20 protein-coding genes are annotated in these 22,161 nt (G+C 71.5%); 10 read left to right on the forward strand and 10 right to left on the reverse strand.

Features of this window, described 5'->3' with window-relative positions:
* Positions 1-90 precede the first annotated feature (90 nt).
* The 4 genes from OG589_RS03590 to OG589_RS03605 form a co-directional block, all read right to left on the reverse strand.
* On the reverse strand, positions 91-849 hold the full coding sequence (locus tag OG589_RS03590; protein ID WP_405146120.1) for a 4'-phosphopantetheinyl transferase family protein: 759 nt from the start codon (positions 847-849) through the stop codon (positions 91-93).
* The gene (locus OG589_RS03595; RefSeq protein WP_405146121.1) at positions 846-1,076 is read right to left on the reverse strand and encodes a hypothetical protein; all 231 of its coding nucleotides are present in this window, start codon (positions 1,074-1,076) and stop codon (positions 846-848) included. The genes OG589_RS03590 and OG589_RS03595 overlap by 4 nt, the downstream gene beginning before the upstream one ends.
* A gap of 470 nt (positions 1,077-1,546) precedes the next feature.
* Positions 1,547-1,795: a phosphopantetheine-binding protein gene (locus OG589_RS03600; protein WP_405146123.1), complete on the reverse strand. Its 249-nt coding sequence runs from the start codon at positions 1,793-1,795 to the stop codon at positions 1,547-1,549.
* 158 nt (positions 1,796-1,953) lie between these two features.
* A complete protein-coding gene (locus OG589_RS03605) occupies positions 1,954-2,688 on the reverse strand; it encodes a GntR family transcriptional regulator (protein WP_405146125.1) in 735 nt (244 codons plus the stop codon).
* A 146-nt stretch (positions 2,689-2,834) separates the two neighbouring features.
* Here OG589_RS03605 and OG589_RS03610 point away from each other — a divergent pair, with 146 nt between their 5' ends.
* The 7 genes from OG589_RS03610 to OG589_RS03640 all read left to right on the forward strand — a co-directional run bounded on the left by OG589_RS03610 (position 2,835) and on the right by OG589_RS03640 (position 11,465).
* Positions 2,835-4,115, forward strand: a complete 1,281-nt coding sequence (locus tag OG589_RS03610; protein WP_405146127.1) for an extracellular solute-binding protein — start codon at positions 2,835-2,837, stop codon at positions 4,113-4,115.
* A 53-nt stretch (positions 4,116-4,168) separates the two neighbouring features.
* Positions 4,169-5,206 carry a carbohydrate ABC transporter permease gene (locus OG589_RS03615; protein ID WP_405146128.1) on the forward strand — a complete coding sequence of 346 codons (1,038 nt, stop codon included), beginning with the start codon at positions 4,169-4,171 and terminating at the stop codon, positions 5,204-5,206.
* On the forward strand, positions 5,203-6,039 hold the full coding sequence (locus OG589_RS03620; RefSeq protein WP_405146130.1) for a carbohydrate ABC transporter permease: 837 nt from the start codon (positions 5,203-5,205) through the stop codon (positions 6,037-6,039). Before OG589_RS03615 ends, OG589_RS03620 begins: the two co-directional genes overlap by 4 nt.
* Before the next feature lie 98 nt (positions 6,040-6,137).
* Positions 6,138-7,436, forward strand: coding sequence for a beta-N-acetylhexosaminidase (locus OG589_RS03625; RefSeq protein ID WP_405146132.1), 1,299 nt, complete (start codon positions 6,138-6,140; stop codon positions 7,434-7,436).
* A 100-nt stretch (positions 7,437-7,536) separates the two neighbouring features.
* Positions 7,537-8,943 carry a cellulose binding domain-containing protein gene (locus tag OG589_RS03630; protein WP_405146134.1) on the forward strand — a complete coding sequence of 469 codons (1,407 nt, stop codon included), beginning with the start codon at positions 7,537-7,539 and terminating at the stop codon, positions 8,941-8,943.
* Between the two features lie 86 nt (positions 8,944-9,029).
* Positions 9,030-9,944 carry an N-acetylglucosamine kinase gene (locus OG589_RS03635; RefSeq protein WP_405146136.1) on the forward strand — a complete coding sequence of 305 codons (915 nt, stop codon included), beginning with the start codon at positions 9,030-9,032 and terminating at the stop codon, positions 9,942-9,944.
* Between the two features lie 66 nt (positions 9,945-10,010).
* On the forward strand, positions 10,011-11,465 hold the full coding sequence (locus OG589_RS03640; RefSeq protein ID WP_405146138.1) for a WS/DGAT/MGAT family O-acyltransferase: 1,455 nt from the start codon (positions 10,011-10,013) through the stop codon (positions 11,463-11,465).
* On the opposite strand, the gene OG589_RS03645 is transcribed toward OG589_RS03640, so the two are convergent.
* The 6 genes from OG589_RS03645 to OG589_RS03670 form a co-directional block, all read right to left on the reverse strand.
* Entirely contained in the window at positions 11,458-11,877 is a 420-nt protein-coding gene (locus OG589_RS03645; protein WP_405146139.1) for a pyridoxamine 5'-phosphate oxidase family protein, read from the reverse strand. The two genes, OG589_RS03640 and OG589_RS03645, sit on opposite strands and share 8 nt — an antisense overlap.
* A gap of 168 nt (positions 11,878-12,045) precedes the next feature.
* A complete protein-coding gene (locus OG589_RS03650) occupies positions 12,046-13,191 on the reverse strand; it encodes an LLM class flavin-dependent oxidoreductase (protein ID WP_405146141.1) in 1,146 nt (381 codons plus the stop codon).
* Between the two features lie 9 nt (positions 13,192-13,200).
* Positions 13,201-14,382 (reverse strand): SfnB family sulfur acquisition oxidoreductase, encoded by a 1,182-nt coding sequence (locus OG589_RS03655; RefSeq protein ID WP_405146142.1) that lies wholly within the window; start codon positions 14,380-14,382, stop codon positions 13,201-13,203.
* 119 nt (positions 14,383-14,501) lie between these two features.
* Positions 14,502-16,493, reverse strand: coding sequence for an ArnT family glycosyltransferase (locus OG589_RS03660; protein ID WP_405146143.1), 1,992 nt, complete (start codon positions 16,491-16,493; stop codon positions 14,502-14,504).
* A gap of 124 nt (positions 16,494-16,617) precedes the next feature.
* Positions 16,618-17,520, reverse strand: coding sequence for an ROK family protein (locus OG589_RS03665; RefSeq protein ID WP_405146145.1), 903 nt, complete (start codon positions 17,518-17,520; stop codon positions 16,618-16,620).
* Between the two features lie 89 nt (positions 17,521-17,609).
* The gene (locus OG589_RS03670; protein ID WP_405146147.1) at positions 17,610-18,821 is read right to left on the reverse strand and encodes an ROK family transcriptional regulator; all 1,212 of its coding nucleotides are present in this window, start codon (positions 18,819-18,821) and stop codon (positions 17,610-17,612) included.
* Positions 18,822-19,010: 189 nt separating this feature from the next.
* Between OG589_RS03670 and OG589_RS03675 the strand changes: the two genes are divergently transcribed.
* The 3 genes from OG589_RS03675 to OG589_RS03685 are packed head-to-tail and all read left to right on the forward strand — an operon-like array spanning position 19,011 to position 22,160.
* Positions 19,011-20,381 carry an extracellular solute-binding protein gene (locus OG589_RS03675; RefSeq protein ID WP_405146149.1) on the forward strand — a complete coding sequence of 457 codons (1,371 nt, stop codon included), beginning with the start codon at positions 19,011-19,013 and terminating at the stop codon, positions 20,379-20,381.
* Positions 20,378-21,307 carry a carbohydrate ABC transporter permease gene (locus OG589_RS03680; protein WP_405146151.1) on the forward strand — a complete coding sequence of 310 codons (930 nt, stop codon included), beginning with the start codon at positions 20,378-20,380 and terminating at the stop codon, positions 21,305-21,307. The genes OG589_RS03675 and OG589_RS03680 overlap by 4 nt, the downstream gene beginning before the upstream one ends.
* Positions 21,308-21,338: 31 nt before the next feature.
* Entirely contained in the window at positions 21,339-22,160 is an 822-nt protein-coding gene (locus OG589_RS03685; protein ID WP_405146153.1) for a carbohydrate ABC transporter permease, read from the forward strand.
* The last annotated feature ends 1 nt before the right edge of the window (position 22,161 follow it).

Consider the following 22,161-nt stretch of genomic DNA (forward strand, 5'->3'; position numbering starts at 1 on the left):
GGTTAGTTTATCGGCGTGGCCGGGGGGCCCTGCCGAAGATGAATTCCCGTAGTTATTCAACAGTCTCGTGCCGGATCGCGTCAATGGTGGTCAGGCGGCTATGGGCGCCGCGGAAGTGAACGAGTTGTGGCGAACGGCGGCGACATCCCATTCGGAGACCGTGATCGGGCTGTCCTCCGTGAGCACCGCGACCACGCCGGCGTACCCGTCACCGGGGTAAAGGGTGGTGATTTGCACGCTTTGCGGGGAGATCTCAAGAGGCCAGGCGAGCAGTTCCGGCGCCTCCAGGGGACCGCTGACCTCCACCTTGTCCGGGGGGATCCGCAGCCCGTGGCCGGTCGCCTTGAGCACGGCCTCCTTGCACACCCACATCCGGGCGAAGCCGGCCTGCTGGTCGCGCTCGGGGAGCGAGCCGAGCACCGCCTGCTCCGCGGGGGACAGCGCGCACCGTACCAGCTCGCTGACCGGCGCCGTCGGCACCTCCTCGACGTCGACGCCCACCGGGCCAGCGGTGGTCAGGGCCACCGCGACGCGGTTCCCCGAGTGCGAGATCGAGGCGTGCAGGGAGTCGTCCGTGAGGATGTACGGCCTGCCGTGCGGCTTGTCGCAGTCCCCGCAGCGCCGCTCGACGGACACGTTCTCGGGCGCCATGTCCAGCTGGGTGGCGGCGGCGGTGCGCAGCAGCCAGGAGGCGGTGAGGTAGCGGCGCCGGTCCTGCTCGCGGCGGTAGGTCGCGGCACGCTTCAGCTCGGTCTCGTTGAGCACGCCGAGCAGCGTCTCGATCGGCTGGTCCCGCGGGTCCGCCCACCACACGCGGCATTCGGCGGTCTTCAGGGCGAGGGCGTTCATGGCGTGTCTTCCTTCGTCTCGTGGCGGCGGTTGGTCAGGGCGTGGCAGGTGACGAGTTCCCAGTCGCTGACTTCGGGGTTGGTGAGGATGGCGGTCACCTCGGCGCGGATCTGCGCGCTGGTGACCTCCTCGTCGGTGTGCACGCGGATGGCGATGTCGCCGGTGACGTGCTTGAGGTCCTTACGCCATTCCTTCGGCAGCAGGGCCAGTATCCGGATTCCGTCCACCGGTGAATTCGGTGATGGTTCTCCGGCGGTACGGCGGATTGTGAGTTCGACCAGCATCTGATTTGTTCCTCAGTCCCAGGTCGTTCCGGGCATGGCGTTCGCGGAATCCCACGTGGTGCCGGCGGCGACTTTCTCACCGAGCGGGGTGCGGTTCGAGCGGTTCATTTCCTGATCCCTTTTCTGTGGCTGCGGTATTCGTTCTCGCACCACCAACTCTCGGCGATTCAGGGCCCGCGAACCAGGCGATCGGGAGTCAGCAAGTTGCAGGGCGGTAGCAGCTTCCTGCCAACGGCCGGCGGGACTCGCGCGCGCACGGCGGAAGAAGGGGAACAACGCCAGGTGGACGGCCCGCGCGACCCGCGCGGAACCGGGCATGGCTACATCCGGACAGGGCCTCGTTCAGGGCGTGCCGGCGGGCACTGCGCAGGGGAGGCCCGCGGTCCGGGAGGGTGGTGCCAGAGCGGCGGGGCCTACTCGGCCCGCTCGTCAGCGGGCGGGACGCTCCGCGCCCTGGTCATGACGTGGCGCACGAAGGAGTCCAGGCGCTGGTGCTCGAACAGGTCGCCCACCTCGACCCGCACCCCGAGCTCGTCCTGGATACGGGCGACGATTCGCAGCGCGGACATTCCCCGCCCGCCCAGCTCGGAGAACGTGGCATTCGTCTCGCCGGGCGAGACGCCGAGCACGTCTTTCCATATTTCCCCGACCCGCTTCTCCATTGCCGGAGAACCTATGTCGCCCACGCGACCACTCCCATTCGCCGCCCCTTCACGTGCCCGGCACCTCCTGGAAGGACCGCACCCACTCGCCATTGGCGCATATTCGGCCCCGCCCGGCAACACCCCGGGCGTACGTGCCGTCCGGCGAGGGGGCGTCCTCAGCCGGAGTTGGCGTCGAAGTGGAGTTCGGAGGTGACGCGGTAGCGGTCGCCGCGGTAGATGGAGCGGACGAACTCGACGATCCTGCCGTCGGCATCGCGAGTGGTGCGTTCCACTCCGAGCGCGGGGAAGTGCTGGGGAACGTGCAGCAGCTCGGCCTCGGTCTCGTCGGTGACGGTCGCCTCGATGGTCTGCACGGCGCTGCGCACGTCGACGCCGAACCTCTCGCGCAGCAGGCGGTAGAACGACCCCGACTCCATGTCGGCGGGCACCAGGCCCTCGACCAGGGCGTCAGGGAGCTGGATGCGCTCGATCGCCATCGGCTCGTCGTCCACGATGCGCAGCCGTACGACGCGCAGGACGGGGGCGGCGGGGGAGAGCTGGAGCCGGGTGGCGAGCTGCGGGCCGGCGGGGACGAGGCCGAACGAAAGGATGCGGCTGAGCCACCGGCCCTCGGCGGGAGGGGCGTAGAAGGAGCCGCTGGGCGTGGCCGACAGCGCCTGGGTGACCCGGTGCGGCCCGGTGAAGGTGCCCCGGCCGTGCTCGCGGACCAGCAGGCCCGACCTGACCAGATCGTCTATCGCCGCCCGCAGGGTGGGGCGGGACACCCCGAGCTCCTTGCACAGGTCGCGCTCGGACGGGATGGCCTCGCCCGGTTGCTTGTCGGCGATGAAGTCGAGCAGGAAGTCACGCACCCGATCACGCTTGAGCCCGGCCCGCATGTTCAGAGTCACACCAGTGACGTTACCAGCGTATTACCAATCTCGCGCGTCCCCGGCGGAGATTGTCGTCAGGAGGGGGCTTGACGCACCAACTGGTTAAGACCACTCTATCCACATCGGGCGGATTGCTTACCAATATCTGACCAATGGGAGATCCCGTGAGGTATCGCCTTCTCGCCGCGACAGGACTGCTGGCGCTCGCCGCCGGCCTGACCGCGTGCGGTTCCCCCTCCCCGTCCACCGGCTCTCCCGGCTCCTCAGGAGCGGGCGAGGCCCCTGCCAAGCTCACGGTCTGGGTGATGCGCGACAGCTTCTCCGACGCGGTCCTCGACCGTTTCACCACCGAGTTCCGGCGCACCCACCCCAAGGTGACCCTCGACATCCAGATCCAGGAATGGGACGGCATCGGCCAGAAGGTGACCAGCGGCCTGGCCAGCAACGACGCCCCCGACGTGATCGAGGTGGGCAACACCCAGGTCGCCGAGTACGCCGCGAGCGGCGGGGTGAAGGACCTCACCGACAAGATCGCCGAGCTCGGCGGCACCGACTGGCTCCCCGGCCTCGCCGAGCCTGGCAAGATCGACGGTCACCAGTACGGCATCCCGTGGTACGCGGCCAACCGCGTGGTGATCTACAACAAGGACCTGTTCGCGAAGGCCGGGATCACCGCGCCGCCGAAGACGCGCGAGGAGTGGCTCGCCGCGACCGAGAAGCTCAACAAGGGTGGTGACCAGGGCATCTACCTGGCAGGACAGAACTGGTACACCCTCGCGGGGTTCATCTGGGACGAGGGCGGCGACCTCGCGGTCAAGGACGACGCCGGGTGGAAGGGCGCGCTCGGCACCCCGCAGGCGCTGGCCGGCATGGACTTCTACAAGCGGCTCCAGGCCCTCGGCAAGGGCCCGAAGGACTCCGACGAGAGCCGGCCGCCGCAGGCCGACGTGTTCGCCAAGGGCGACGTCGCGCAGCTCATCTCCACCCCGGGCGGCGCGGTCGCCATCGAGAAGGCCAATCCCAAGCTGGCGGGCAAGCTCGGCTTCTTCCCGATCCCGGGCAAGACGGCGGACAAGCCGGGCGCGGTGTTCACCGGGGGCTCCGACCTGATCATCCCCGAGGCGTCGAAGAACCAGGACGCCGCGTACGAGGTGATCAAGGCGCTGGCCGGGGAGACGTTCCAGGTCGACATGGCCAAGGAGATGAGCTACGTGCCGAACCGCGTCTCGCTGGGGAGCGCGCTGGACGGCAACGAGGGGACCGCCGCGATGGCCGCCGGAGCCGCGAACGGCCACGCGACCCCGAACTCGCCCAACTGGGCGGCGGTCGAGGCCAAGAACGTCATCAAGGAGTTCATGACCAAGGCCCTGACCGGCGGGGACCCGGCGGCGGAGGCCGCCACCGCGTCGCAGACGATCAGCACGATCCTCAACACCAAGTCCTGAGCACCCGGATCGGGGCTTCCCTCGGGCGGTCCCCCCACTGACCGAGGAGTGCCGTGTCCGTCTCACCCCTGACCCCCACCCCGCGGCGGGGGCGCGGCAGGGAGCTTCCCGGGGCGCCCGAGGGCGTCCCCGGGCCGTCCGCCGGTCGTCCGAGCGGTCTCGGGGAGGAAGGCGCGCCCCGGAGGGGGCCGCGCGCCCCGCGCATGGCCGGCCTGTGGCCGTACCTCCTGGTCGCGCCCACCGTCGCCGGGACCGCGTTCCTGCTGCTCTACCCCCTGCTGCGCAGTGTGGTGATCTCGTTCCAGCACTTCAGGACGGGTGAGCTGATTAGAGGTGGGGCGGCGTTCGTCGGCCTGGAGAACTACCAGGAGGCGCTGGGCAGCGCCGAGTTCTGGGCGGTGGTGCGCCGCACCCTGGTCTGGACGGCCGTCAACGTCGTCCTGATCATGGTGATCTCCACGCTGACGGCGCTGATGGTCGCCCGGCTGGGCAGGCGCATGCGGCTGGCCGTCATGGGCGGCCTGGTGCTCACCTGGGCGACGCCGGTCCTGGCCGCGACCACGATCTTCCAGTGGCTGTTCCAGTCGCGGCTGGGCGTGGTCAACTGGCTGCTGGTCACGCTCGGGTTCGAGTCGTTCAGGGACTACACCTGGTTCGCGGGAGGCTCCTCGACGTTCGCCATCCTCGTCATGCTGGTGGTCTGGCAGTCCGTGCCGTTCGCCGCGCTCACCCTCTACGCGGGCCTGACCACGATCCCCGGCGAGCTGGACGAGTCCGCCAGGATCGACGGGGCGACAGGACCGCAGATCTTCCGCCACGTCACCTTCCCCATCCTCCGTCCCCTCTTCGGGCTGATCACCTCGCTGGAGGTGATCTGGGTGTTCAAGTGCTTCGCCCAGATCTGGGCGATCAGCAAGGGCGGCCCGGAAGGGGCCACCACGACCCTGCCGATCTACGCCTTCCAGGTGGCCCAGTCGCTGCACAAGTACGACCTCGGCTCGGCGATCTCCACGCTGACGGTGCTGATCCTGCTGGCCGTCCTGATCACCCACCTGCGGCGGATGCTCAAGCACGAAGGAGAGGCCCCGTGACCAGGTCCCGGCTCGCCCGTCGCGTCCCGCTCAACCTCGCGGCGCTCGCGGTCCTCGTCGTCTCGGTCTTCCCCGTGTACTGGATGGTCGTCACCGCGTTCACGCCGACCGCCGACATCCAGTCCGAGACGCCGACCTTCTGGCCGGCCCATCCGACGGTGGAGCACTTCGTCACCGCCGTCGGCGCGGACGGCTTCGGGATGTTCTGGCGCAACAGCGTCGTCGTCACCGTCTCCGCGGTCCTGCTCTCGCTGGTGGTGGCGCTGCTGGCGGCGTTCGCGGTCGCGCGGATGCGGTGGCGCGGCAGGCGGGCGTTCATCCTGATGGTCTTCATCGCCCAGATGGCGCCCTGGGAGGCGCTGCTGATCTCGATGTTCGTCATCGCCCGCGACACCGGCATGCTCGACCGGCTCTCGATGCTGACCCTCCTGTACTTCATGGCCACGCTGCCGTTCACCATCGTGACCCTGCGCGGCTTCCTGGCGGCGATCCCACCGGAGCTGGAGGAGGCCGCCATGATGGACGGCGCCAGCCGCACGGTCGCGTTCCGCCGGGTGGTGCTGCCGCTGCTGGCGCCCGGGCTGATGTCCACTTCGCTGTTCGGCTTCATCACCGCGTGGAACGAGTTCGCCTTCGCCAACGCGCTGATCATCAAGAACCAGGACGACCGCACCCTGCCGGTGTGGCTGTCGTCCTTCAGCAACATCTTCGGCACCGACTGGGGCGCCACGATGGCCGCCGCCGGCCTCTTCATGCTCCCCGTGCTGCTGATCTTCCTCGTGCTCCAGCGCAGGGTCACCTCCGGCATGATCGCCGGCGCCGTCAAGGGCTGACCCCCGCCTCCACCTTCTCTCGGCGCCGGCACCGGCGCCGAGCCGTCCATCAGCGCGCTCTGAACAGGACTCGTGAAGCTGCGAAAGGAAGAGACAACGTGATCATTCCGCGGCCGCGGGAGCTGGCCGTCCTCGGGGGCTCCGTCGCTTTCCACCCAGATCTTGTACGGCTCGCGCCGCAGGACGCGTCCTTGGGAGAGGAGGGATACCGCCTGGAGGTCGGCCCGTCCGGGATAGAGCTCACCGCCGGAGGCCGGGCGGGCCGGTTCTACGGGCTCCAGACCCTGGCGCAGTACGGCGCCGCCGTGCCGTACGGGACGATCGAGGACCGGCCCCGGTTCGGCTGGCGGGGCGTCATGCTCGACGTGGCCCGCCACTTCATGCCCAAGGCGTTCGTGCTGCGCCTGATCGACCTGCTGGCCGAGCACAAGCTCAACGTCCTGCACCTGCACCTGACCGACGACCAGGGCTGGCGGCTGGAGATCGAGCGCTACCCCCGGCTGACCGAGATCGGCGCCCGCCGCGGCGGCTCCCCCGCGCCGGGGGAGGCGCGGGAGTTCTACACCCGCGAGGACGTCCGCGAGATCGTCGCCTACGCCGCCGAGCGGTTCGTCACCGTGGTCCCCGAGATCGAGATGCCCGGCCACGCCCAGGCCGCGATAGCCGCCTACCCCGAGCTGGGCAACGAGCCGTCGCGGCGGCTTCCGGTCTGGTCGGAGTGGGGGATCAGCGAGCACGTTTTCAACCTGGAGGAGTCCACCATCCGGTTCTGCCAGGACGTGCTGGACGAGGTCGTGGAGCTGTTCCCCGGCCCGTACATCCACGTCGGCGGCGACGAGTGCCCGCCGGTCGAGTGGGAGCGCAGCCCGAGGGCGCTGCGGCGGCTCGCGGAGCTCGGGCTGTCCGGCCCCTCGCAGGCGTGCGGGTGGTTCGTCGGGCGGATGGCCGAGCACCTGTCGGGGCACGGGCGCAGGCTCATCTGCTGGGACGAGCCCGACCGGGAGTCCCCGCCCGGCACGACCGTCATGGTCTGGCTCGACGAGCACGCCGGAGGGGACAGGACCGACATCATCCTTGCCCCCCACACGCGGACCTACCTTGACTACTACCCCTCGGACGCCCCGGGGCAGCCGCCCGCGCAGCCGGGCGTCGTCACGCTCGCCGATGCCTACGCCTTCACTCCCGACCCCGGCGTGCGCGGGGTGCAGTGCCAGATCTGGACCGAGTACATGCCGACGCCGGAGCAGGTCGAGTACATGGCCTTCCCCCGGCTGTGCGCGTTCGCCGAGGTGGCCTGGGGGTCGCCCCGCGACTACCCGGACTTCCTCCGGCGGCTCGACCCGCACCTCGCCCGGCTGAGCGCCCAGGGCGTCCACGTGGGCCCGCTCATCCCTTAGCCCGATCTTCCCGCGAGACCCGAAGAGGCGCTCATGCCCCCCGCGGCGCGGAACCGCACGTGAGCGCAGGAAAGGAATGAAAGTGGCAAGGAGCACCAGAATGTCCAGGAAGCTGTTACTCGGCGGGCTCGTGTCCGCCCTGCTCGCGGCGCTGATCGGGGTGACCGCCGCCGGCCCGGCGGGCGCCGCCACGTCGGTGCGGCTGCAGTACAAGACGAGCGCGACGGGCGCCACCGCCGACCAGGTGGAGCCGTGGTTCAACCTGATCAACAACGGCACCACGACGGTGTCCCTGAGCACGGTGAAGATCCGCTACTACTTCAAGGCGGACTCGGCGTCGCAGCAGTACCGCTTCGCCTGCTCCTGGGCGGTGATCTCCTGCTCGACGGTGACCGGCGCGTTCGGCGCCATCTCGCCCGGCACGGCCACCGCCGACCGCTACCTGGAGGTGGGCTTCACCGCGGGGAGCCTGGCCCCGGGGGCGCAGACCAGTGACCTGCAGCTTCGCTTCTACCGGGCCGACTGGCAGACGATCACGCAGAGCGACGACTACTCCTTCGGCCCCGCGCGCACGACGTACGGCGACTGGACCAAGGTGACCGTCTACCAGAACGGCGGCCTGCTCTGGGGCACCGCTCCGGCGGGCGGCGGGCCCTCTCCCTCGCCGACCCCGACCGTCACGCCGCCTCCCGGGGGGAACGCCGGGGTCGTGTTCGACGACTTCGCCTACACGAGCTCGGACGACCCGGCCATCGCCGCGCACAACTGGACCGTGCGCACCAACTCCGGCGGGCCCGGCGTGCCCGGGGCGAGCTGGCCGAAGGGCAACGTCAGCTTCCCCTCCATCGGCACCGGCAACCAGGCGCTCCAGCTCAAGGCCGTCACCGACGGCACGAGCGCGGGGACGCAGCAGGCGGAGTTCCTGCACCAGCGCAAGTTCCTCGAAGGCACCTACGCCGCGCGGGTGAAGTTCTCCGACGCCCCCGTCAGCGGGCCCGACGGCGACAACATCGTGGAGACGTTCTTCACGATCACTCCGCTGGCCGCCGACCTCGACCCCGACTACAGCGAGCAGGACTTCGAGTACCTGCCCAACGGCGGCTGGGGCGAGACCGGCAACATCATGTACACCACCTCGTGGGAGACCTACCGCAACGACCCGTGGCTGGCGGTCAACGTCCACAACGAGGTCAGGGCCAGCTACGACGGCTGGCATGACCTGGTCCTCCAGGTCTCCGGAGGGCTGATCAAGTACTACATCGACGGGGCGCTGTTCGCCCAGCACGGTGACATCTACTACCCCGAGACGGTGCAGTCGGTGAACTTCAACCTGTGGTTCATCAGCGGCGGCCTGGTCGGCAGCTCGACGCAGCGCAGCTATGTCCAGCAGGTCGACTGGTTCTACCACGCCAAGAACGAGGTGGTGGCCCCCGCCGACGTGGTGAGCCGCGTCAACGGGTACCGCTCCGCCTCCACCAAGTGGGTGGACACCGTCCCCGCCTCCTGACGGATGATCGCGGTACGGCTCGCGCCCACTCGGGGAGGCGCGAGCCGTACCGGCACGCAGGGCGGACAGGAAGCGAGGTGGGTCGCGTGACGCGATGGGCGGCGGTCGACGGCGGGCAGTCCGGCCTGCGGATCAGATGGGCGCCGGACGCCCGTACGGGCACCGGCCCCGGGTACGTGCACGTCGCGGACGGGGTCGGGGCCGTGATCGAGTCCGTGCGGCTGGCGGCGCGCGCCGCGGGCGGGAACGCCGGGGAACGGGTGGCGGTGGCCTGCCTCGGGCTCTCGGGCATAGTGCTGGACGAGCAGAGCTCCCCCGTGCTGGCCGAGGGCGTGGCGAAGGTGCTGGGGGCCGAGGAGGTCCGGCTGTGCGGGGACATGGTGACCTCGCACGCCGGGGCGCTGCCGGACGGCTACGGGGTGGTCCTCGCGGCGGGCACCGGGGTGGTCTGCCTGGCGCTCGGCGCGGGCGGCTCCTGGCACAGGGTCGACGGGTGGGGCTACCTGTTCGGCGACGCGGGCGGCGCCTTCGCCGTGGGCAGGGCCGGGCTCGCGGCGGCACTGCGGGCCAGGGACGGCCGTGGCCCGGCCACCGCGCTCACCGGCGCGCTCGACCTGGACCTCATCCGCCTCTACACCTCGCCCACCCTCACGCGGGACGTCGCCGGGCTCGCTCCCCGGGTGTTCGCCTGCGCGGCCGGCGGCGACGGCGTCGCCCGCGCCATCGTGGAGAGCGCGGCCGGGGACCTGGCGGAGACGATCGGGGCGGCCGTCGCCTCCCTGAGGGGGAAGGGCGAGGTGCCCGTCGCCTGCACCGGAGGGCTCTTCGCCGCCGGCGAGCAGCTGCTCGGCCCGCTCAGGGCGCGGCTGGCCGCCCGCGTGCCGCGCGCCCGGCTGCGCCCTCCGGCGGGCTCCGCCCTCGACGGCGCCTCCCGCCTGGCGGCCGGCCTCCTCGGCCCGTACGCGGGCCTGGTCTCCGTCCACCGGTTCGCCCGCCCGTGACCGGTATCGTACGGGCGGGAAGGGGCAGGTAGGGAGGGAACAGACGTGCGCGGGGAGGGGGCAGGCGTGCCGGACCGAGATCGAGGGGCCGGGCCCGTGCGGCAGCTCAGCGCGCTCGACGCGCAGTTCCTCAACTTCGAGACCGATACCAACGTCGCGAACGTCGCCGGGCTCTCCATCCTTGCGGGCGCGGTGTCCCGTGACGACCTGGTCAAGCTCGTCGAGGAGCGGTCGGCGCTGGTCGCGCCGCTCCGGCAGCGGGCGGTGCGGGTGCCGCTCGGCCTCGACCATCCCTACTGGGTGCAGGACGAGTCGCTGGACCTCGACTACCACGTGCGCGAGCTGGCGCTCCCGGCCCCGGGCACCGACCGGCAGCTCGCCGCGCAGGTGGCCAGGCTGCACGCGCGGCGGCTCGACCGGCGCCACCCGCTGTGGGAGATGTACCTCATCCACGGGCTGGAGGGCGGCCGTACCGCGCTCTACACCAAGCTCCACCACGCCGCGATCGACGGCATCGGCGGGGCCGACGTGCTGGCCGCGTTCATGGACACCGAGCCCCGGCCGGAGCGCCGTCCGGCCGTGCGGCCCGGGGAGCCCGAGCGGGTGCCGGAGCCGGGGGAGATGCTGCTCAGGACCGCCGCCCGGCTGCTCGCCAACCCCGCGCATCTGCTGAGGTTCATCGCCGAGGCGATGCCCTACCTGGACGAGATCCCGATCATCTCCCGGCTGCCCGGCGCGGTGCCGGTGTCCCGGGCCACCCGCTGGCTGGCCCGGCAGGTGGGCCTCGGGCAGGACGTGCCCGAGCTGCCCAAGCTCACCGCGCCGCGCACCCCCTTCAACGGCCCGGTGTCCGCGCACCGCAGGTTCGCGTTCGTGGAGCTCCCGCTCGACGAGGTCAAGCAGGTCAAGAACGCCTTCGGCATCACCGTCAACGACGTGGTGATGACCCTGGCGGCGACGGCCGTGCGGCGCTGGCTGATCGCGCACGAGGCGCTCCCTGACGAGCCGCTCGTGGCGGGCATCCCGTTCTCGCTCAGGGGCGTGGACGACGGGCCAGGCAACCAGGTGACGCTCATGATCACCTCGCTGGACACCCAGATCGGCGACCCGCGCGAGCGGCTGGAGGCCGTCCACCAGGCCATGCGGCGGATCAAGGACCGCTTCGACCTCTCCCCGGCCCGCTGGCTGCGGCACCTGAGCGAGAGCATGCCCGCCGCGCTCACCGGGCTCGCGGACCGCGCCGCCTTCGGGCTCGTCGCCCAGACGTCGCCGCCGGTCAACCTGATCATCTCGAACATCCCCGGCCCGCAGATCCCGCTGTACGTGTGCGGGCGGCGGCTGCTCGCGCAGTACCCCGTGTCGGTCGTCACCGACGCCAGCGGAGGCCTCAACATCACGGCCTTCTCCTACGACGGGCAGATCGCCGTGGGGGTCGTCGCCTGCCGCGAGATGGTGCCCGACGTGTGGAGCGTCACCGGCTACCTCCGCGAGGCGCTGGAGGAGCTCAAGGCGCTCACGTGAGCGCGGCCTCCCCGTGGATCCGCCGCCCGGAGATCTGCTGGGGGAACATCACGATGAAATGGTCGCCGCCCCGCGCCCACGGGGTCAGGGGGAGCAGGGCCAGCCGCTCGATCTCCGCGAGATCATGGACGGCTCGCGCGTGCCCGACCATGGTCACCGACCATCCCCGGTGCGCCCGCGCGTCGAACTCGTCCGCCTCGAAGGCCACGACGGCGTTCCGGGCGGCGGCCGCCAGCCGGGAGCCGGCGGTGGTCCTGATCACGACGTGCTCGCCGTCGAGGACGAAGCCGACGGGCTGGACGGCGGGGAGGGCGCGGTCGGTGAACACGATGCGCCCGACGGGGACGGAGGCCAGCAGCACGAGGCATTCCTCGCGCGACAGCACCTGCAACCCGGCCGAATCCAGTGTCATGGGTCCAGATTGCCCGACGGGGGAGGCGTCGATCAGGGCCGAAGGTCCCGTCATTCCCGGCGATCGGCCCGCCGCCCACGGGAGATCCCGCCGATCGGCGGGGCCGGTCCATCAGACCTCATGCCGATCGGCGGGACCGTCCCCTGGGCCGCGCACCGATCGGCGGGGTCAGACCCCCGCGAACGGGACGGCGGCCGGGGCGGCCGTGCCCTCGCGGCTCGGATGGGTCCACAGCCCGCGCCGTTCGAGGATCGGCAGGACCCCCTCGCCGAACCAGTAGGCCTCCTCCAGGTGCGGGTACCCCGACAGCACGAACTCGGAGAGGCCGAGGTCGTGGTACTCCGCGATGCGGTCGGCCACCTCCTGGTGGCTGCCGACCAGCGCGGTGCCGGCCCCGCCCCGCACCAGCCCGACCCCGGCCCACAGGTTGGGGGCCACCAGCAGGTCCGCGGTGCCGCCGCCGTGCAGGTCGAGCATCCGGCGCTGGCCCTCGGACTCGCTGCGCCGCAGACCCTCCTGCACGCGGCGTATCGTCTCGGGGTCGATGCCCCGGAGCAGCCGCCCGGCCACCGCCCAGGCCTCCTCCGCGGTGTCGCGGGTGATGATGTGCAGGCGGATGCCGCACTTCAGGGTGCGCTCGCGCTCGGCGGCCAGCGCGGCGATCCACGAAAGCTTGGCGGCCACCGCCGCGGGCGGCTCTCCCCAGGTGAGGTAGACGTCGGCGTGACGGGCCGCCACCGGGCCCGCGGGGCCTGAGGAGCCGCCGAAGTAGATCGGCGGCAGCGGGTCGGGGACGCGCGGGACGCGGGCGCCCTCGACCTTGATGTGCCTTCCGTCGAAGTCCACCGGCTCGCCGGTCCACAGGGAGCGTACGACGTGCAGGAACTCGTCGGTCCGCTCGTATCGGGCGGCCTTGTCGAGGAAGTCGCCGTACCCGCGCTGCTCGTGCGGCTCCCCGCCGGTGACCACGTTGAGCAGGAGCCGCCCGGCCGAGTGCCACTGGTAGGTGGCCGACATCTGCGCCGCGAGCGTCGGGCTGATGAGCCCCGGCCGGAACGCGACCAGGAACTTCAGGCGCTCGGTGGACTCCACCAGCATCGCCGTGGTCAGCCACGCGTCCTCGCACCACGCGCCCGCCGGGGTGAGCGCGCCGACGAAGCCGAGGTCCTCGGCGGCCCGGGCGATCTGCCCGAGGTAGCTCAGGGTCGCGGGCCGGTCTCCCGAGGCGGCCCCGGCCGCCAGCCCGTGCCCGCCGCCGACGATGTACCGGCTGTCGCCGTAGGTCGGCAAGAACCAATGAAACGCCAGATTCATGGGGATTCCTTAGAGCAGGCCATGGCGGGGCGGCGGGGTGCCGTTCAGGGTGTGGCGGCCGATGTGCTGGATCTTCCAGCGCACCGGGTCGTGCAGCGTGTGGGTACGGGCGTTGCGCCAGTGCCGGTTCAGGTTGAGGTGCTCCAGCGCGGACCTGGTGCCCGAGACCTCGAAGACGGCGCCGGCCAGCTCGACCGAGGCCCGGTCGGCGAAGGCCTTGGCGGTGGCCACCGCGATGGAGGCGGAGGCGGCGCTGTCGTCGTCGAGATCCGACGCGGCGGCGTCCACCGCCTCCCCCGCCTCGCGCAGCAGCGCCTCGGCCGCCCTCAGCGTGATCGCGAGCTCGCCGAAGCGCTGGATCAGCAGCGGGTCCTCGGCCGCGCTCTCGTACCCGCTCTCGAACCACGGCCGGCTCTTGGTGCGGACGAACTCGGCCGCCTCCGCCAGCGCGGCGCCCGCGATGCCCACGTCGATGGCCGCGTGCAACAGCTGGGCCACGGCCCCGTGGAGCTGTGGCCCGGTGAACGTCAGGTGGTGGGGCACCACGCGGTCGGCCGGCACCCGTACCCCGCGCAGGTGGACGGTGCCGCTGGCGGTGAGCCGCTGGCCCATCCCCGCCCAGTCGTCCACGACCTCGACGCCCTCGGCGTCGCGAGGCACGTACGCCACCTGGAGCCGATCCTCCGGGTCGCGCGCCAGGACCGGGATCCAGTCGGCGAACAGCGCCCCCGTGCTGTAGTGCTTGTCGCCCTCCAGCACCCAGCCGCCGCCGGGGTGGGGGAGCAGGCGCGTGCGGTATTCCTGAACGTGCTTGGTCCCCGCCTCGGACTGGGCGTTGCCGAGCCGCCTGCCGTCGAGGATCTCGGCGAAGAAGAACTTCCGCTGCTCGGGGGTGCCCTGGCGGCGCAGCACGTTCACGTAGACGAAGTGGCTCTGCGGGATCTGCGCGATGTTGGGGTCTCCGGTCGCGAGGAGCCGCACCACCTCGGCCAGGGTACGGGCGCTCACGTCGGCCCCGCCGTGGTCGCGGGGGACGGTTATGGCGAGCAGGCCGCTCTCCGAGAGCTCGTCCAGCTCGGCGGCCGGCAGGCGGCGCTCCCTGTCGCGCTCGGCGGCACCGGCGGCGAACCTCTCCGACAGCCTCGCGGCGGTCGCGACCGCTTCCGCGTCGCTCGTGATGATCTGCGCCATGGTCCTTCCTCAGGTGTCCGTACGGCGGTGGGCCGGGCACGTCGTCTCCGACTATAACCAACCAAACAGGTCGTAAAAACCTGAAAATAGCCCACCGGCGTACTGACCCCCGAGAGGCTCTACGAGCCCGTCAGGTCGTAGACGACCGTGCCGCCGACGGTGACCGGCGTGAAGGTGGACTCCACCCAGGAGGTGATCCGCTGGGCGTAGTCGCTGCCTCCCGTGCCGGCCCCGCCGCGCATCATGGCACCGCCGATGAAGTAGTGAATCCGTCCCTCGCCGACGTAGCGCTGGAACTGCGCGAGGGTGGGGGCCGGGTCGGTGCCGTTGAAGCCGCCCACGGCCATCACGGGCCGCCCGGTGGCGAGCTGGTAGCCGGCCGCGCTGTTGGACCCGACGGCGGCGGCGACCCAGGTGTAGGACGCGGCGCCGGCCTGGAGGAGGGCCGTGAGCTCCGGCGCCGGAGTGCTGCCGAACAGCAGGCTCATCCCGCCGCCACCGCCGCGAGGCGCGTTCCCGGCCTGCCCCCGCCGGCCCTGCTGGGTGCCGTTCGCGGGCGGCCGCTGCCATCCTCCCGGGGGCCCGCCGCGCGTCCCGCCGGGACGGCCGCCGCCTCCGGCGAAGCCCCCCGTGGCGGGTCCGGCCGTGGGGATCGTGCCGGTGTGCGGGGTGCTCGCGGTCTGGGCGGCGTACGCGGCCGGTCCGGCGATCGAGGTCACGATGGCGAGCGCCAGCACGGCCGTGACGGCGGGGCCCACCCGCCGCTGGGTGGCGAGCAGCGAGGCGGCGGCGACCAGGCCCCCGGCCAGGACGATGATCGCCAGCCCGGGGTACCAGTCAGGGGTGCGGTTCAGCAGGACGTACGACCAGCACGCCGTCACGGCCACCGCCGCCGCGAGGATCCGGGTGGCGGCCGGCGCGCGCCTGCGCCGCCACAGCAGGGACGCGCCCATGCCGATGAGGGCGGCGACGGCCGGCGCGAGGGCCACCGTGTAGTACGCGTGGATGATGCCCTGGCTCAGGCTGAACACCACGCCGGTCACCAGCAGCCAGCCGCCCCACAGCGCGAACGCCGCCCGGGTGGGGTCGGCGCGCGGTGCCCGCCGGCTCAGCCACAGGCCCGCGACCAGCATGATCAACGCGGCGGGCAGCAGCCAGGAGATCTGGGAGCCCATCTCGCTGTCGAGCAGCCGCGCCCATCCGGCCTCCTGGTTCAGGTTGCCGAGGCCGCCGGTCTCCTCGCCGGTGAGCCGGCCGAGGCCGTTGTAGCCGAGGGCCAGCTCCAGCACGCTGTCGGTCTGCGACCCGCCGATGTACGGGCGCGATCCCGAGGGCACGAGCGCGACGACCGCCACCCACCACCCGGCGCCCGCGACCAGGGCCGCGCCCGCCGCGAGCAGCTGCCGGATCCGCCGTCCCACCGGCACGGGCGTGGTGAGCAGGTACGTCAGCGCGAACCCCGGGACGACGAGGAAGGCCTGGAGCATCTTGGCGAGGAACGCCGAGCCCACGCACGCGGCGGCGAACACCAGCCAGCCCGTGTGCCCGCGCTCCTGCGCCCTGACCATGCCGTAGGCCCCGAGCGTGAGCAGCAGCACCAGCAGCGCGTCGGGGTTGTCGAACCGGAACATCAGCGCGGCGACCGGGGTCAGCGCGAGCACCGTCCCCGCCATCAGCCCCGCGCCCGGGCCGAAGCGGCGGCGCACCGCCGCGTACAGGACGCCGACGGTGGCGACGCCCATCAGGGCCTGGGGCGCCAGGATGCTCCAGGAGTTCACCCCGAAGATCCGGGCCGACAGCGCCATCGGCCAGAGCGCCGCGGGCGCCTTGTCCACGGTGATGAAGTTCGAGGCGTCGGAGGAGCCGAAGAAGAACGCCTTCCAGCTCTCGGTGCCCGCCTGGGCCGCCGCGGAGTAGAACTGGTTCGCCCAGCCGGAGGCCCCGAGCCCCCACAGGTAGAGGATCGCCGTGCCGGCCAGCAGCCCGGCCAGCGCCGGCCGCGCCCACCACGCTTCCCCCGGCCCGCCCCTCGCCCACGTGCGCCATGCCCGCGACGCGCGACGCGCCGCCGTCGGGCCCTGCGAGGCCGTTTCGCCGAGGGTGGTAGTCACACGACCGTCCTTTGCCGGTTACGGGATCAGCACCGTAAAGCTAGGACGGCACGTCTACCGGCGCCGTTAAAGAAGCTTTAGAAGTCCATGAATCGGGCCTGGGCGAGCCTCCGTACGGTGGACCTCAGAGCAGTGCCATGCGGGCCGCGCCGACCAGCCCCCCGTCCCGGCCGAGGGCCGCCGGTGTGACGCGCAGTCGCCGGACGAATCCCAGGCGCGCGCGGCCGGCGACGGCACGGCGCAGCGGGGCGAAGAGCACCTCGCCCGCCCCGGCGACCCCACCGCCGATCACCACCTGGTCGAGGTCGCAGATGGCGGCCACCGACAGGATCGCGCTCGCGAGGGCGTCGGCGGCACGCTCGAAGGCGGCCAGGGCCACCGCCTCGCCGTCGCGGGCCGCGAGGGACAGTTCGCGCGCGTCGGCGCCTCCCCATCCCTGCTTCCTGGCCCAGCGGACCATCGAGGGGCCGCTCGCGATGGTCTCGACGCATCCGGCGGCGCCGCAGGGGCAGGGGGAGCCGCCGGGGTCCACCACTATGTGCCCGATGTGCCCGGCGTTGCCGGTGGGCCCGGCGTACGGGACGCCGTCGAGCACCAGGCCGCCGCCGATGCCGGTGGAGACCACGATGCCGAGCATGGCGGCCGCGCCGCGCCCCGCGCCGCGCCAGGCCTCCCCTGCCGCCGCGGCGACGGCGTCGCCCACCAGGCAGGAGGGCACGCCGGGCACCACCTCGGCCACCTGCGCGAGGATCGGGAACTCCCGCCAGGCCGGGATGTTGACCGGGCTGACCGTGCCGGCGAGGAGGTCGAGGGGCCCGGCCGAGGCGACGCTCACCGCCAGCGGCGGGGCGCCCCCGGCCACCTCGTGGATGAGGCTCGTCAGGGCGCGGCTCACCACGGCGGCCTCGCCGGGGAGCGCGGCGGGGGTGGGCACCTCGCCGCGGCGGAGCACCGTGCCGTCCTCGCCGATCATCGCGGCGGCCAGTTTGGTGCCGCCGATGTCGGCGGCGAGCACGTAGGGGGTCATGGGTTTTCTCGTCGCTCGGGAGATGGGCGGATCAGCGGGCACGGGGGTGACCGGTGAGAGGCGGGGATCGGGGGTCGCGGGCAAGGGGATCAGGATGTCAGCAGAGCGTCGAGGCGAGGCGCGTAGGTGGCGTGGAAGACCAGCGAGGCCGCGCCGATCGCGGCGGCGTCGGCGGCGATGGGGGAGACCTCGACCCGCACGGTGTGCAGGCGGCGGGCCAGGGGCCGGGTGGCCACGGCGTGCGCGATGACGTCCCGGTAGAGGCCGGCGACCTCGCGCATGGCGGGCCCGCCGATCACCAGCAGGTCGATGTCGAGCATGTTGACGATGCCCACGGCGGCGTCGGCGAGCCGGGCCGCGACCTCGCCGACGACCTCGCGCGCGAGCGGGTCGCCTGCCGAGGCCGCCGCGCAGATGGCCGCGTGGCCGGCGGGGGCGCCGGCGAGCGTGCTGCGCGCGCCCCCGGCCAGGCGCGCCCGTACGGTCGCCTCGATGGCGCTCGGGCAGCAGACCGCCTCGACGCACCCGCGGTTGCCGCAGTAGCACTCGGGCCCGTCGGGCACGACGGTGATGTGGCCGAACTCCCCGGCGTTCAGCGAGCGGCCCCGGTAGATGCGGTTGTCGAGGAACAGCCCGCCGCCGATGCCGGTGCCGAGATACAGGTAGGCGAAGCTCGGCGTGGAGCGGGCGAGGCCTGCCCAGCGCTCGCCGATGGCCGCCGCCGCCGCGTCGTTGTCGAGGGTCACGGGGAAGCCGGTGTGCTGCTCCAGCAGGCGCTTGATGGGCACGTGGTCCCACCCGGTCAGGCGCGGCGGGGAGCGCATGGCGCCGTCGGCGTCGAGGGGGCCGGGGCAGGCCAGGCCGATGCCGAGCACCTTGCCGTCGGGCACGCCCGCCTCGCCCAGCATGCGCCGGGCCGTAACGGCCATCTGGCGGATGACCTCCTCGGGCGCGAGGCCGGGGCGCACGTCGGTGCGCAGCCTGGCGACCGGCTGCCCCGCGAGGTCGGCGAGGACGTACGAGATCTCGCCGGGGTCGAAGTGGATGCCGACGGCGTGCCCGGCGGTGGGGTCGACCCGCAGGATCGTGCGGGGCTTGCCTCCGCTGGAGGGGAGCGACCCGTCCTCGATGACCAGGCCCTCCTCCAGCAGCCTGCGGACGATGACGGAGACGGTCTGGGCGGTGAGGCCGGCACGCTCGGCGATCTGGACGCGGCTGATGCCGTCCGAGACCTGGATCGCGTCGAGGACGACGGCACGGTTGTAGCTGCCGACTTTCGGCAGGTTTGTGCCCATCTGCATGCCTAGCTCCTGGCGCCTTGAGGTCTCCAGGCAATATCGCACAACCCGTTGACTTAGTAAATCAAAAAGACTTACGTTCTCGTCACCCAAGTAACACGGCCGAAACACGGCCGGCGGACCACTCCAGCGCGGGGGTCGGGGGCCCCAGGACTGTGCTCGTGGTCGCCGCAAGGCCGGAGAAGGAGTCCGATGAGACGAGCGATGGTGGCCTCGATACTGGCGGTCGCGACGGCCGCCACGGCCGGCGCATGCGGTGGGGACACAGCCGACAAGAGCGCCAACGGGGCCAAGGAGATCGAGGTGCTCTACAAGACCGAGCCCGGCTGGCCCTACATGGACAAGGTGCTCAAACAGGCCAAGACCGAATACGAGACCGCGCACAAGGGCGTGACGATCAAGCTCACGCCGGTGCAGGGCAACAACGAGGTCTACTACACCAAGCTCGCGCTGCTCAACCGCTCGGCCGACTCCGCTCCCGACGTGTACCTCCACGACACCTTCCAGGTCAACGCCGACGTCGCCGCCGGGAAGCTCGCCCCGCTCGACACCTACCTGAGCTCGTGGCCCGACTGGGCGACGCAGTACGCCGACTCGGTCAAGCAGGCCGCCAAGGGCCCCGACGGCAAGATCTACGGCGTCCCGATCAGCACCGACACCCGAGGCCTCTGGTACAGCAAGGACGTGCTCACCAAGGCGGGCATCCAGGTGCCCTGGGAGCCCAAGACCTGGGCGGACGTGCTGACCGCCGCCCGCGCGATCAAGCAGAAGGTGCCCGAGGCCATCCCCTTCAGCATGTACTCCACCAAGCCGCACGGCGAGGCCGCCACCATGCAGGGCTTCGAGATGCTCCTGTACGGCACGCCCGGAGGCACCCTGTACGACGACGCCTCCAAGAAGTGGGTGGCCTCCAGCAAGGGCATCACCGACTCGCTCGGCTTCATCAACACGATCTACCGCGAGAACCTCGGCCCGAAGCAGGCCGACGCGTTCAACATCAAGCTGGGCGAGAAGGTGCAGTACGACTGGTTCCCCGGCGGCAAGCTGGGCATCGACCTCGACGGCGCCTGGCTCTCCTCGGCGTGGAAGCCCACCGGCACCAAACCGTGGCCGCAGTGGACCGAGAAGATCGGCTGGGCCCCCATGCCGACCCAGAACGGCGAGGCCCCCGGCGCCGTCAGCATGTCGGGCGGGTGGGTCATGGCGATGAGCTCCTACGCCAAGGACAAGAAGGAGGCGTTCGACTTCATCAGCGTGGTGACCAACAAGCGCAACACGCTGACCTACTCCGTCAGCTCCGGTGACCTCACGCCCCGCAAGGACGTGGCCGCCGATCCGACGTACACCGCCGACAACCCCGCCGTGAAGTTCTGGACCGACCTCGCCTCCGTGACGCACTACCGGCCCGCCTACGAGGTCTATCCCAAGGTCTCCGCCGAGGTGCAGAAGGCCATGGAGGCCATGACGACCGGCTCCAAGGCCCCCGACGCGGCGGCCAAGGATTACGCCGACGCGCTGCCCGGCGTCGTCGGCGGGCCCGACAAGGTGACCTCCGGCTCATGACGGTCACGACGGCGACGCCGCCGAGGCTGGCCGGCTCCCCCCGCCGGGGGGAGCCGCGCCGCCGGGCCCGCCGGACCCTGCGGTGGCTCCTGCCGCTCGCGCCGGCGCTGGTCCTGCTCGTGATCTTCCTGGCGGGGCCGATCCTGTGGAGCGTCTACATCGCCTTCACCAACGAGACGCTGACCGGCTCGGCGTCGGTGAACTCGCGGTTCGTCGGCGTGGACAACTTCGTCAAGCTGCTGGGCGACGAGGACTTCCGCAACTCGTTCCTCCTCACGTTCGTCTTCGTGATCGGGTCGGCGGTCATCGGCCAGAACACCCTCGGCCTGCTCATCGCGCTGCTCCAGCGCGGGCGGGGCCGGGTGGTCAGGAGCGTGGTGAACGGCGTCGTCATCGCGGCCTGGGTGGTGCCCGAGGTCGTCGCGGCGGCGTGCTGGTTCTCGTTCCTCTCGGAGGAGGGCACGCTCAACGAAGTGCTGGGCGCCGTCGGCCTCTCCCAGGACTGGCTGTTCACCGCCCCGATGATCGCGATCATCCTGGCCAACGTCTGGCGTGGCACCGCGTTCTCGATGCTGGTCTACTCGGCCGCGCTGTCCGACGTTCCCGGCGACCTGCTGGAGGCGGCGTCGGTGGACGGGGCGAGCGCCTGGCGGCGCTTCACCCACATCACGCTGCCGTTGATCCGCCGCTCGATCCTGTCGAACCTCATGCTCATCACGCTGCAGACCCTGGCGAGCTTCGGCCTGATCTACGCCCTGACGGGCGGCGGCCCCGGCACGGCGAGCCAGACCACGCCGCTCTACATGTACGAGCAGGCGTTCCGCTACTTCGAGATCGGGTACGGCAGCGCCATGGCGCTGGTGATGCTCGTCATCGGCGCGGCGTTCTCCCTGGTCTACCTGCGACTGATCAAGGTGGACGCCTGATGGCCCGCCCGCCCGGCAAGGGGGTTCGCCGATGACCCGCACGGCCGCCCGCGGCGCGGCGCTCCTGTCGCTCCTGGTGATCACGCTCGCCTTCGTCGGCCCGTTCCTGTGGGTGGTGCTGGCCTCGCTGCAACCCCAGGCCAACCTCACCGCGAAGCCGACCTTCCAGTTCTCCCTCGCGAACTTCGCGGCGGTGCTCAACTGGGAGACCGTCTACCAGCCGGTCATCAACTCGCTCGTCATCTCAGGGACCACCGCGGTCCTCACCGTGGTCGTCGCCGGGCTCGCGGCCTACCCGCTCTCCCGCTACAAGCTGCGCTTCAGGCGGCACTTCATGCTGACGCTGCTGTTCACCACGGGCCTTCCCGTCACGGCCATCATGGTGCCGGTCTACTCGATGTTCTTCCGGTTCAACCTGTACGGGTCGATCCCGGCGATGGTGCTGTTCCTCGCGGCCAGCGCGCTGCCGTTCGCCATCTGGATGATGAAGAACTTCATGGACGGCGTGCCGGTGAGCCTGGAGGAGGCGGCCTGGGTCGACGGGGCCGGTTGGGTGCGGTCGCTCACGCGAGTGGTCATGCCGCTGATGGCCCCCGGCGTCGCCGTCGTCTCGATCTTCGTCTTCGTCGGCCAGTGGGGCAACTTCTTCGTCCCGTTCGTCCTGCTCGACACGCCGGAGAAGCAGCCGGCGGCGGTCACCATCTACACCTTCTTCTCGCAGTACGGCCAGGTCGCCTACGGAGAGCTGGCCGCCTTCTCGATCATCTACACGGCCCCGGCCGTGGCGCTCTATGTCGCCGTGAACAAGTACCTCGCCGGTTCCTTCAGCTTCGCCGGATCAGTGAAGGGTTGAC

The organism is Sphaerisporangium sp. NBC_01403 (assembly GCF_045040145.1).
Taxonomy (GTDB): domain Bacteria; phylum Actinomycetota; class Actinomycetes; order Streptosporangiales; family Streptosporangiaceae; genus Sphaerisporangium; species Sphaerisporangium viridialbum.

What these genes read in the sequence shown, in the direction of transcription:
- OG589_RS03645 (WP_405146139.1), bottom strand. Translation starts at nt 11,877, where the DNA reads ATGACACTGGATTCGGCCGGGTTGCAGGTGCTGTCGCGCGAGGAATGC.
- OG589_RS03680 (WP_405146151.1), top strand. Translation starts at nt 20,378, where the DNA reads ATGACGGTCACGACGGCGACGCCGCCGAGGCTGGCCGGCTCCCCCCGC.
- OG589_RS03630 (WP_405146134.1), top strand. Translation starts at nt 7,537, where the DNA reads ATGTCCAGGAAGCTGTTACTCGGCGGGCTCGTGTCCGCCCTGCTCGCG.
- OG589_RS03675 (WP_405146149.1), top strand. Translation starts at nt 19,011, where the DNA reads ATGAGACGAGCGATGGTGGCCTCGATACTGGCGGTCGCGACGGCCGCC.
- OG589_RS03670 (WP_405146147.1), bottom strand. Translation starts at nt 18,821, where the DNA reads ATGCAGATGGGCACAAACCTGCCGAAAGTCGGCAGCTACAACCGTGCC.
- OG589_RS03685 (WP_405146153.1), top strand. Translation starts at nt 21,339, where the DNA reads ATGACCCGCACGGCCGCCCGCGGCGCGGCGCTCCTGTCGCTCCTGGTG.
- OG589_RS03590 (WP_405146120.1), bottom strand. Translation starts at nt 849, where the DNA reads ATGAACGCCCTCGCCCTGAAGACCGCCGAATGCCGCGTGTGGTGGGCG.
- OG589_RS03600 (WP_405146123.1), bottom strand. Translation starts at nt 1,795, where the DNA reads ATGGAGAAGCGGGTCGGGGAAATATGGAAAGACGTGCTCGGCGTCTCG.
- OG589_RS03665 (WP_405146145.1), bottom strand. Translation starts at nt 17,520, where the DNA reads ATGACCCCCTACGTGCTCGCCGCCGACATCGGCGGCACCAAACTGGCC.
- OG589_RS03655 (WP_405146142.1), bottom strand. Translation starts at nt 14,382, where the DNA reads ATGGCGCAGATCATCACGAGCGACGCGGAAGCGGTCGCGACCGCCGCG.
- OG589_RS03650 (WP_405146141.1), bottom strand. Translation starts at nt 13,191, where the DNA reads ATGAATCTGGCGTTTCATTGGTTCTTGCCGACCTACGGCGACAGCCGG.